The sequence below is a fragment of the Acidobacteriaceae bacterium genome (genome assembly GCA_028283655.1).
GTDB lineage: Bacteria > Acidobacteriota > Terriglobia > Terriglobales > Acidobacteriaceae > Granulicella.
In genome coordinates, this window is the sequence record JAPWKE010000004.1 from 1 (window position 1) to 10,196 (window position 10,196).

7 protein-coding genes are annotated in these 10,196 nt (G+C 59.3%); 5 read left to right on the forward strand and 2 right to left on the reverse strand.

Translation table 11 applies throughout. The features are described from left to right. Positions 1-197: 197 nt before the first annotated feature. The 3 genes from PW792_17760 to PW792_17770 all read left to right on the forward strand — a co-directional run bounded on the left by PW792_17760 (position 198) and on the right by PW792_17770 (position 3,544). Positions 198-2,480, forward strand: coding sequence for a GH92 family glycosyl hydrolase (locus PW792_17760; protein ID MDE1163775.1), 2,283 nt, complete (start codon positions 198-200; stop codon positions 2,478-2,480). 117 nt (positions 2,481-2,597) lie between these two features. Further along, complete coding sequence (locus tag PW792_17765) at positions 2,598-2,801, forward strand: hypothetical protein (GenBank protein MDE1163776.1); 204 nt, start codon at positions 2,598-2,600, stop codon at positions 2,799-2,801. A gap of 176 nt (positions 2,802-2,977) precedes the next feature. Then, complete coding sequence (locus tag PW792_17770) at positions 2,978-3,544, forward strand: hypothetical protein (protein ID MDE1163777.1); 567 nt, start codon at positions 2,978-2,980, stop codon at positions 3,542-3,544. 9 nt (positions 3,545-3,553) lie between these two features. Here the strand turns inward: PW792_17770 and PW792_17775 are convergent, their stop codons facing one another. After that, the gene (locus PW792_17775) at positions 3,554-4,081 is read right to left on the reverse strand and encodes a type II secretion system protein (GenBank protein MDE1163778.1); all 528 of its coding nucleotides are present in this window, start codon (positions 4,079-4,081) and stop codon (positions 3,554-3,556) included. A gap of 78 nt (positions 4,082-4,159) precedes the next feature. On the opposite strand from PW792_17775, the gene PW792_17780 reads away from it, so the two are divergent. Beyond that, positions 4,160-6,058, forward strand: a complete 1,899-nt coding sequence (locus tag PW792_17780; protein ID MDE1163779.1) for an AAA family ATPase — start codon at positions 4,160-4,162, stop codon at positions 6,056-6,058. Between the two features lie 66 nt (positions 6,059-6,124). Here the strand turns inward: PW792_17780 and htpG are convergent, their stop codons facing one another. Next, complete coding sequence (gene htpG / locus PW792_17785; protein ID MDE1163780.1) at positions 6,125-8,026, reverse strand: molecular chaperone HtpG; 1,902 nt, start codon at positions 8,024-8,026, stop codon at positions 6,125-6,127. 269 nt (positions 8,027-8,295) lie between these two features. On the opposite strand from htpG, the gene PW792_17790 reads away from it, so the two are divergent. Beyond that, the gene (locus PW792_17790; GenBank protein MDE1163781.1) at positions 8,296-10,155 is read left to right on the forward strand and encodes a hypothetical protein; all 1,860 of its coding nucleotides are present in this window, start codon (positions 8,296-8,298) and stop codon (positions 10,153-10,155) included. The last annotated feature ends 41 nt before the right edge of the window (positions 10,156-10,196 follow it).

The following is a 10,196-nucleotide window of genomic DNA, read 5'->3' on the forward strand; positions in this document are numbered from 1 at the left end:
TAAGTCGGCTTGTCGTCAGTAATTGCTCGTGGCGGAATGTTTTGCTTTTTCGTTGTGGTAGGGTGATGCATTTTATGTCGCTTCGCGTCATGCATGGGGCGAAGCGGGCGTGTTGTGTGATGGTGGGCTTTTGTCGGTGTGGTTGGGCGGGGTGCAGTAGTCTTAAGCGGATGTTCTGCGTTTGAAGGAGAAGCTGCTTGGGTACGAATCGTCGTTCGTTTTTGAAGGGTGTTGCGGTGAGTGCGGCCGGTGCGGTTTCGGCCGCGGCGGGCGTTGAGGCGGAGGCGCAGTCGCTGCGCGATGGTGTAAAGGCCGCCGAGGCGCATGCTGCTGCCGGTGGCGGAGCTTCGCAGTCGCCGCTGGAGATGGTGAATATCCTGCAGGGGACGGCTTCGACGTATCTGTTCTCGCGTGGCAATACGCTGCCGATTGCGGCGGTGCCGTTCGGCATGGCGCACTGGACGCTGGAGAGCAACGGCGGCAGCTCGCCTTGGTTCTTTCATCCGGGCGAGCGGCGGCTGGAGGGTGTGCGTTGCACGCATCAGCTGAGTCCATGGCTGAACGACTATGGCTATGCGACGTTTCTGCCGGTGAGCGGTGCGGGTAAGGCTGCGATGCAGTCGAAGGGCACGTCGTGGCGGCCGGAGGAGGCGACGTTGTCTCCTGCGGAGATGGGGATCGATCTGCTGCGGTATCGCTCGCGGATGGAGCTGGCGCCGACGGCGCATGGCGCGGTGATGCAGGTCACGTATGCTGCGGGAGATGACGGCGATCCCATTCCTGCGGGCAAGGATGCGGGGCTGGCGATCGACATGCCGGGCGGACAGCATGCGGAGATGGCGCTCGATGCCTCGAGCGGTCTGCTGCGTGCGAGCAACAGCTATGGCAACGGCGGGTTGCCGCAAAACTTTCGCGCGTATTACGTCGTTGAGTTTGTGGGCGTGGCGGCGAGCGAGTTGAAGCTCGAAGTGAGCGAGGTGAAGTCGCATCGCGTGGCGGTGGTGCGTTATCCCGCGAAGCCTGGCGTGGCGCAGGAGATTCGCATCGGTCACTCGTTCATCTCGTATGAGCAGGCGGAGCGGAATCTTAAGAAGGAGCTTTCGTTCGGCTTCCGCGAGGTGCGGCGGCTGGCGCGTGCGGTGTGGGAAGAGCATCTGAACCGCGCGAAGATCGAGGGCGGCACGCTGGATCAGCGGCGGACGTTCTACTCGTGCATGTATCGCGCGATGCTGTTTCCGCGCATGTTCTATGAGATGGATGCGAACGGCAAGCCGGTGCACTACAGCGCGTTCAACGGCAAGGTCGAGCCGGGCGTGATGTATGCGGACCACGGCTATTGGGATGTGTATCGCGCGTGGTATCCGTGGATGTCGGTGATGTTCCCGGAGCGATTGGGCGAGATCCTGGAGTCGTGGGTGAATGCGTATCGCGAGGGCGGATGGATGCCGCAGTTCCCTGCCCCGGGCTATCGCGCGTGCATGACGGGAAGTTTGATCGACGCGGTATTTGCCGATGGCGTGGTGAAGGATGTTCCGGGGTTCGACGTGGAGACGGCGTACCAGGGACTGAAGAAGCATGCGACGGAGCCGGGCAATGCGGACAAGGGGTATGGACGGCGCGGCGTCGAGACGTACATGAAGCTGGGCTATGTGCCGGAGGATGAGGTGCACGAGTCTGCCGCGGAGACGGTGGATGCGGCGTTCGGCGACTTCTGCCTCTCGCAGATTGCGGAGAAGCTGGGCCACACGGAGGATGCGGCGATGTTCCGCAAGCGTGCGGAGAACTGGCGCAACCTGTTCGACAAGGATTCGAAGTTTCTGCGCGGCAAGAATGCGGATGGCAGCTGGGTGACATTCGACGGCGAGCCGTTCAACCCGGTGCGCTGGGGTTCCCCGTACGTGGAGGGCGCGGGATGGCAGCATCGCTTCGACGTGCCGCACGAGCCGGAGAAGCTGTTTGAGGCGATGGGCGGCGATGCGTATGTTGCAGCAGAGCTGGAGAAGATGATCACGATGCCGGCGACGTTCGACACGGGCGCGTACGGCATGGAGATTCACGAGATCTCGGAGATGGCGGCGCGTCACTTCGGGCAGTATGCGCACAACAATCAGCCGGTGCACCACATCCTTTATCTCGCCGCGCTGGCGGGCAAGCCGGAGCGCACGCGGTACTGGGTGCGACGCGTGATGGAGGATCTGTACTCGCCGGACGAGTTCGCGGGCGACGAGGATACGGGCTCGATGGCGGCGTGGTTTTTGATGAGTGCGGCGGGCTTCTACTCGGTGTGCCCGGGCAAGCCGGAGTATGTGCTGGGCGCGCCGTTCTTCGACAGGATGACGCTGACGCTGAGCGGCGGCAAGAAGCTGGTGATTACGCGCAAGGGCGACAAGGGCGTGCTGAAGATGAACGGCAAGGCGCATACGGGCGTGGTGATCGCGCACAAGGATGTGGTTGCCGGGGGCACGCTGGAGTTCGCGTAGAGACCGGTCTAAGAGCTGGGCTCCGCGTGCATGGATTGTGCGCGGAGTCACTTCCGGAACTCAAAGAGATATTTCAAGGTATCGCAACGATGCGGATGCAGCGTCGCGGAGGAGTGTGTGCACCCAAGACCGGATGCGCTGGATGCTTCTCCTGTTGAGTGTTGCTGCAATAACGTGATCTCGGAAGACCTGAAGATCCCGAGCGATGCGAATATGGCGAAGTATGTCGACAAGTCGAAGATCCCGAGCGATGCGAATATGGCGTTCTATCGCGCGCATAAGGATGAGATTGTCGAGATGATGAAGAAGAGCGACGACTAAGGCGACGGCCTTGCATTGGCGGGTGAGCGGAAGAAAGCAGATTCCTTCGCTGCGCTGCGGAATGACAATTCGAGAAGTGCGGAAGGTAATGCAACGGCGAAGGAAGATGCAGGAAAGCTGTGCGGCGAGCTTTTGTTTTGCAGGTTGTGCGATGATGTCTGCCCGAGAGGGTTCTTATGCGCAAGGCGGGCTTGATTGTGGTGTCGCTGCTGCTGCTGGCGATGGTCTTCGATGCAGGAGGCGTGGCGCAGACGGCGCAGGCTGGATGGCAGGCGCGGCTGCGGCAGGAGCTTCCCCTGCTGGGGCATCGCAACTGGATCCTGATTGTGGACTCGGCGTATCCGTTGCAGACGGCGGCTGGCATCGAGACGCTGGAGACGGACGCATCGCAGCTTGCGGTGACGCAGGCGGTGCTGGCGGAGCTTGGCCGCACAACGCATGTGCGGCCGGTGGTGTTTCTCGACAAGGAGCTTCAGTACGTGCCCGCGCAGGACTACGCGGAGGTGAATGCGTATCGCGAGGGCCTGAAGAAGGCGCTGAAGCCGTACCCGGTGCAGTCGCTGCTGCATGAGGAGATTCTGCGCAGACTCAGCGAGGAAGCGAAGACGTACAAGGTGCTGGTGTTGAAGACGACGATGACGGTGCCGTATACGTCGGTGTTTCTGCAGCTGGATTGCAGGTATCTGAGCGCGGAGGGAGAGCAGAGGATTCGCGCGGCGATGCAGGCGGCGGGGGCGCGTTAGGGCGCGGCGTCAGCAGACGATGTGGAGCGCCTGGTCGATGGTGCAGGTGGCGCTGCCGGTCTTGCCGGGCATGGTGGGGGTGGAGCGCACGAGGAAGGACTCGCGGGTGGCGGTGACGATGGCGAAGGTGTGTCCGTCGGCGTGGCCGGTGGCGAGGATGGCGGGCAGGGTGGCGAGCGCGGCGAGGGTGGGGCTGTAGGTCTGCGCGGTCTGATGGTAGGTGAGCTGGGCCCTGGCGATGAGGGTGAGGTCGTCGCTGGCGGCCTTGTCCTGTGCGGCGGCGCGGACGCGCTGCACGGCGGGGAGCAGCAGCGCGATGAGCACGCCGATGATGGCGATGACGACAAGCAGCTCGATGAGGGTGAAGCCGGTGGGGGAGGAGGTGCGGCGCATGGGCTCTCCTGTGCGGATGGAAGTGAGGGCCCGGGGGTTGGGTAGCAGGTGGGGTGGATTCTGTGGGGAGGTTTGATTGTGGGATGGTTCGAGCTTCGTGAGGGTGTGGCACCCAGCAGTGCATAGGAAACATGGCTGATACATGTAGTCCAACATGATAAAAACTCTTAAGTAACCAACTAACGTTTTCTAACCTAGGAGACTGAACACTCTTGCAACCCTATGTCTAATCCAATCGCCGCCGATTCCGAGACCATCGATACTGATACAGATCCATACATCCCCGCAGAAAACTCTACATGGGAGAATGATGCGGCTGAGGTGAGAATCCCACCTAGTTTTGGAATATCCTCGGATGTTCCGCTGCCTAATTCCTCGGCGGTAATTGTTTCCGATACTCGCACGAACAAAGCGCGTCGTTGGAGCAAAGTAGAAAGCATCGAGATAGAGAATTTCAAAGCCATCAAGAGAACAAAAGTGCCGCTTGGCGACGTAACAGTTTTAGTAGGGCCTAATAGCTCCGGCAAATCATCTGTTCTACAAGCGGTCCATTGGGCCGCTCGTGCTGCGAGTTACATATCACCTAAAAACACTTCCGAAATGATGTCGTTTGATCGTATCGATTACCTACCGTCAAGCGAACCACTTAAGACTGCCCATAAAGCAGAGCTAAAAAGCGAGCATAAAACACCCCCGACAAGAGTAATTCTTTCCCATGCAGGATCATCCGGTGAGGAGTCTCAGTTGTCCGCACAGATCAGTATCTGGGCTGCTCGCAACAAAGGAGGTATATCAGCGCACATTGCAGGAGAGTCCGCAGTCACTCCGTATAAGCAGCGCGAAAACTTTATAACGGCCTACATTCCTGGGCTCGCCGGGCTTTCAGAGAGAGAGACTATTCTGGCTCAGCCGCTACTTCGTCGACAGGCTGCAAGTGGTGACGCTGGGGGAGTTCTGCGGAATGTGTTATACAACCTCGCTTCCCGCCTCATTCATGAACCAGATTCAACTGCGGCTAATGGCAGATTGGCGCGACTTAATGAACTTATCAATGAAGTGCACGCAGGTATTTCAATTGAAGTGAGCTTTGATGATCGTGAGGATTATCACATATCGGCAACCTATAGAGATTCTGGACTGACTACTGAGCCTCGAACGTTAGAAACTGCCGCAACCGGAGTACTTCAGGTTATTCAGATTTTTGCTTATCTTGTGCTATTCCGTCCCAGAATTATGCTTATCGATGAGCCTGACGCACATTTGCATCCCGATAAACAAGAGTTACTCGTTGAAGCTTTAGAACGCACTACTCAAGAATTTGAAACTCAAATTATCCTCACCACGCACAGCCCTCACATTGCGCGGGCTGCAAGCTCAACTACAAAACTTGTTTGGATGAATAATGGTGAGGTCAAAACAGAAGATGATGATGCAATCCGTCGCCTATTGGGCTGGGGTGGATTAGATCGTGATCTATTGTTTTTTATAGAAGATGAGAGCGACAAGCTTGTAAGAACATTGCTTCGTCAGTGGCCACATTTGGCAAGAAATCTATCAGTGTGTCGCTGTTTTGGCATAGAAAATCTGCCCAAGGATAAGCTTCTACAAGGACTTTTAGTCGATGGCAATCTGGGCATTCGAGCAATAATCCATCGCGATCAAGATTTTATGACGCCTGTCGAAATGCAGAAATGGCATGAAAAATACAAAACCGAGGGTGTTTTCCCTTGGATTAGCAAAGGTTCGGATATCGAATCATATTTTTGTACGCCCCAATATCTGTCCAAGGTATACGACGTTTCTTTAGAGGTAGTTGAGGGGTGGCGCAAGCAGGCAATAGAAAATATTAAAGATGCGAAGAAAGTTTTTTTGGGTAAACGAAAAGAAATTAACCGTTGTTTTTGGAATGAAGAAGGAGGCTCGCCGAATTCAGAGGAACTCTGGACCAGCCTCGGAGGACAGAATGCAGATACTGTTTTGGGGAAAAGTTTACTGAGGGCGCTTAAGCCAGTTATAAAATATGCTGGCTATGATGAAAAGCGGTTAAATAATTTAACGATGCCTGTCGGATTTGAATTGGCATCAGATCTCAAAGAACTTCTTCAGAAGGCCCTTAGTTGATAAATAATTTATTGCTAAAACGCCTCCCGAAAGGGAGGCGTTTTCGTTACTAAGTTACTTATCGAGTTAGATGGACTGGTTCAGTACGCGGTTGAGGCGTTGGACGAAGGTGGTGGGGTCTTTTAGCGGCACGCCTTCTAGTAGCAGCGCCTGGTCGAAGAGGAGCCAGGCGGCGTCGGCTACCTTGGTCTCTTCGGGGTTGGCTAGTAGCTTGCGGATGATCTCGTGGTCGGGGTTGATCTCGAGGGTGGGTTGCAGGTCGGGCAGGTTCTTCTGTCCCATGGCCTGCATCATCTGGCGCATGCGGGCGGAGGGTTCGTCTTCGTCCGACACGATGACCGAGGGGCTGTCGGCGAGGCGGGAGGAGGCGCGGACCTCCTTGACGCTGTCGCCGAGGGTGGCCTTGATCTTTTCGAGCAGGGGCTTGAGGGCCTCGGCCTTTTCGGCGGCCTGCTCGGGCGTGGAGTCGTCCTTGAGGTCGTCGGAGGTGGTGGACTTGTTGACGGCCTTCAGGTCGATGTCGCCGTACTTGGGGACGCTGGAGAAGACGATCTCGTCGATGTCGTCGTCGAGGATGAGGACTTCGATGCCCTTCTTCTTATAGACCTCGAGGAGGGGCGAGTTGCGGAGCAGGCTCTCGTTGCCGCCGGTGATGTAGTAGAGCGCCTTCTGCTCGGGCTGCATGCGCTCCCGGGCCTCGGCGAGCGAGGTGAGGCCTTCGACACTGGAGGACTTGAAGCGCACGAGGTCGAGGAGCGTCTCGCGGTTGGCGAAGTCGCCGTAGACGCCTTCCTTGAGGGGGCGGTTGTACTCGGCGATGAACTGCGCGTACTTGTCCTTGTCGTTGGCCGCGATGTTCTTCAGCTCGGAGAGGATCTTTTTGACGCTGGCGGTTTTGATGGTGTTGAGGACCTTGTTCTGCTGCAGGATCTCGCGGGAGACGTTGAGCGGAAGGTCTTCGGAGTCGATGATGCCGCGGACGAAGCGGAGGTACTGCGGGAGGAGCTCCTTGGAGTCGTCCATGATGAAGACGCGCTTGACGTAGAGCTTGATGCCGCCCTTGTACTCGGCCTGGTAGAGGTCCATGGGGGCCTTGGCCGGGATGTAGAAGAGGGTGGTGTATTCGAGGGTGCCTTCGGCGCGGGTGTGGAACCAGAAGAGGGGGTCTTCCCAGTCGCCGGTGATGGACTTGTAGAACTCCTTGTAGTCGTCGTCGGTGAGCTCGGACTTGGAGCGCTGCCACATGGCGGAGGCGGCGTTGACCTGCTCGGTGACGCGGGACTTGGTGGACTCCTTCTTCTCGGCGTCCCAGTCGCTCTTGTCGTAGGTGAGGAAGATGGGGAAGGCGATGTGGTTGGAGTACTTCTTGACGATCTCCTGCAGGCGCCAGGAGTTGGCGTAGGGCGCGCCCTCTTCGTTGAAGTGGATGAGGACGGTGGTACCGGCGGTGGCGCGGGCGTTGGAGCCGGTGGCCTCTTCGATCTCGAAGCCGGTCTTGCCGTCGGAGGTCCAGCGATACGTCTTGTCTTCACCGGCCTTGCGGGAGAAGACTTCGACCTTGTCGGCGACCATGAAGACGGAGTAGAAGCCGACACCGAACTGTCCGATGAGGTTGGAGTCCTTCTTGGCGTCGCCGGAGAGCTGGGAGAGGAAGTTCTTGGTGCCGGAGCGGGCGATGGTGCCGAGGTGAGCGATGAGGTCTTCCTCGTTCATGCCGATGCCGGTGTCGGAGATGGTGAGGGCCTTGGCCTCCTCGTTGAGGTCGAGGTCGATGCGCGGGGAGGCGATGGTGGAGCCGAGGAGCGCCTTGTAGGTGTCGTCGGTGAGGGTGAGGTGGCGCAGCTTGTCGAGCGCATCGGAGGAGTTGGAGATCAGCTCGCGCAGGAAGATCTCGGGGTGCGAGTAAAGGGAATGGACGATCAGCTGGAGCAGCTGGGAGACTTCGGTCTGGAATTGTTGCTTGGACATAGCTCTCTTATTTTGCCAAAACATGGAGATTGGCGTTTGGGGCGGGGTCTGTGGGCAGGGAGGCTGTGGTGAGGCTGGCCTTTTTGGTGGAGAAACGGGTCTCTTCCACCCCAACGAGCAAAGCTCGCTGGGGACCAGCGGTCTCTCCGCTGCGCGGCGCTTTGCGCCTTCGGTCGAGATGAGTTTTTAGAGGTAGTGGCGGACCCACTCATGTCGCTTCGCGCCATGAATGGGGCACCCGAGTAGTGGCGGCGGTAGGATGAAGGGCGATGAACATGATGGCGGATGTTGAACCGGCAGTGACGTTTTATCCTGCGCGGCTTGCGGTTCTGGATGCGGCGTACAAGCGTTACTTCTCGCGGACGGACGTTCTGCAGAAGGCGATGATCGCGGGCTTTGTGCTGGCGGGCGTGTTGCTGTACCTGTTGCTGCGCGGCGTGGTGACGGGAACGCCGCTGCTGGTGGTGCTGGCGGCGACGGTGGCGGTGATTCCGCTGTACCTGCACATGATGCGTCTGCGCGATCGCACGCTGCGGCTGTTTGTGCACTATGAGCTGGCGGTGGGGCGCATCGACGGGACGAAGACGCAGTCGGGCAATACAGGCGAGGAGTTTCGCGTGGAGGGCCACCTGTATGAGCGCGATCTGAATGTGCTGGGCGCGGACTCGTTGTTTGGCATGCTGGATACGGTGAGGACGGGCGTGGGGCAGCGGGGGCTGGCGAAGCTGCTGCTGTATCGCGATGCGGGGAAGGCGCGCGGGGCGGGTGGTGCTCGTGATGCGGGCGACATTCGTGATGCGATTCTGGCGCGGCGGGCGGCGATCGAGGAGCTGACGGGGAGGAACGATCTGCGCGAGCGGATTGCGATGCTTGGGCCGTCGCGGTTTCAGCAGGTGCCGGCGGCGTTCTTCGACAAGTGGCTGGATGAGCCTGCGCCGGTGTTTCATCGGGCAGGCCGTGTGGGCATGGTGGCGACGACGACGGTGGTGGTGCTGCTGACGATCCTGGGGCTGGCGCATGTGCTGCCGTGGGATGTGGCGCGGCCGAATATTGTCTGCGCGCTGGCGATCCAGGCGACGATTGCGCTGACGCTGCGCAAGAGGGTGCTGCCGCTGCTGGAGTCGTCGAAGAGTATCTCGGCGCAGATGCAGCTGTTTCGCGATGGACTGGAGCTGGTGCAGGGCGAGAACTTCACGTCGCAGCGTCTGCGCGAGCTGAAGCAGGTGATGGCGACGCCGGGCGATGCGGTGCGGCTGCTGAAGAAGATTCAGCAGCAGTTCGTGATCGTGGAGCAGAGGACGAAGGAGTGGTTCCTGATTCCTTCGCTGCTGCTGTGCGCGGGGACGCATGCGGCCATCTCGATTGCGATGTGGAAGCGGAGAAACGCGGCGGCGATGATGCTGTGGCTGACGGCGTGGGCGGAGTTCGAGGCGCTGAGCGCGCTGGCGACGTATGCGTATGAGCATCCGGAGAACACGTATCCGGAGATTCTCGACGAAGGCACGGCGGTCTTCGAGGCGACGACGCTGGCGCATCCTCTATTACCTGCGAACGCGGTGGCGAACGATGTGGCGTTGAACGCGGAGACGAGGGTGTATCTGATCAGCGGATCGAACATGGCGGGCAAGTCGACGCTGCTGCGGTCGGTGGGAGCGAATGCGGTGCTGGCTGCGACGGGCGCGCCGATTCGCGCGACGCGGGCGAGGATATCGCCGCTGGTGATTGGGGCGTCGATTGCGCTGAGCGATTCGCTGGCGGAGGGCAGGAGCAAGTTTCTTGCAGAGGTGGAGCGTCTGCATGCGATCCTCGAGGCCGCTCGCAGCGCGGGCGAGGTGCGGGTGCTGTTTCTGATCGACGAGATCTTCAGCGGGACGAACTCGCTGGACCGTAAGGTTGCGGCGGAGGCGGTGACGCGGGCGCTGGTGGGTCACGGCGCGGTGGGCGCGCTGTCGACACATGACCTGACGCTGACGGAGATGGGAGAGTTCGCCGAGCTGTGTGCAGTGAACGTGCATATGGCGAGTGCGGACGCGAGCGATCCTCTGGCATTTGATTACCGGCTGAAGCCGGGCGTGAATCAGAGCTCGAATGCGCTGGCGATTGTGCGGATGATGGGGATTGGGGTTTAGTGGCTGGGGAAGTCCGGCACACCGTCCGGCAAGCCGACTTA

Coding starts and splice junctions, on each gene's coding strand:
- PW792_17770 (MDE1163777.1), top strand. CDS start 2,978: ATGCGCAAGGCGGGCTTGATTGTGGTGTCGCTGCTGCTGCTGGCGATG.
- PW792_17775 (MDE1163778.1), bottom strand. CDS start 4,081: ATGTATCAGCCATGTTTCCTATGCACTGCTGGGTGCCACACCCTCACG.
- PW792_17780 (MDE1163779.1), top strand. CDS start 4,160: ATGTCTAATCCAATCGCCGCCGATTCCGAGACCATCGATACTGATACA.
- htpG (MDE1163780.1), bottom strand. CDS start 8,026: ATGTCCAAGCAACAATTCCAGACCGAAGTCTCCCAGCTGCTCCAGCTG.
- PW792_17790 (MDE1163781.1), top strand. CDS start 8,296: ATGAACATGATGGCGGATGTTGAACCGGCAGTGACGTTTTATCCTGCG.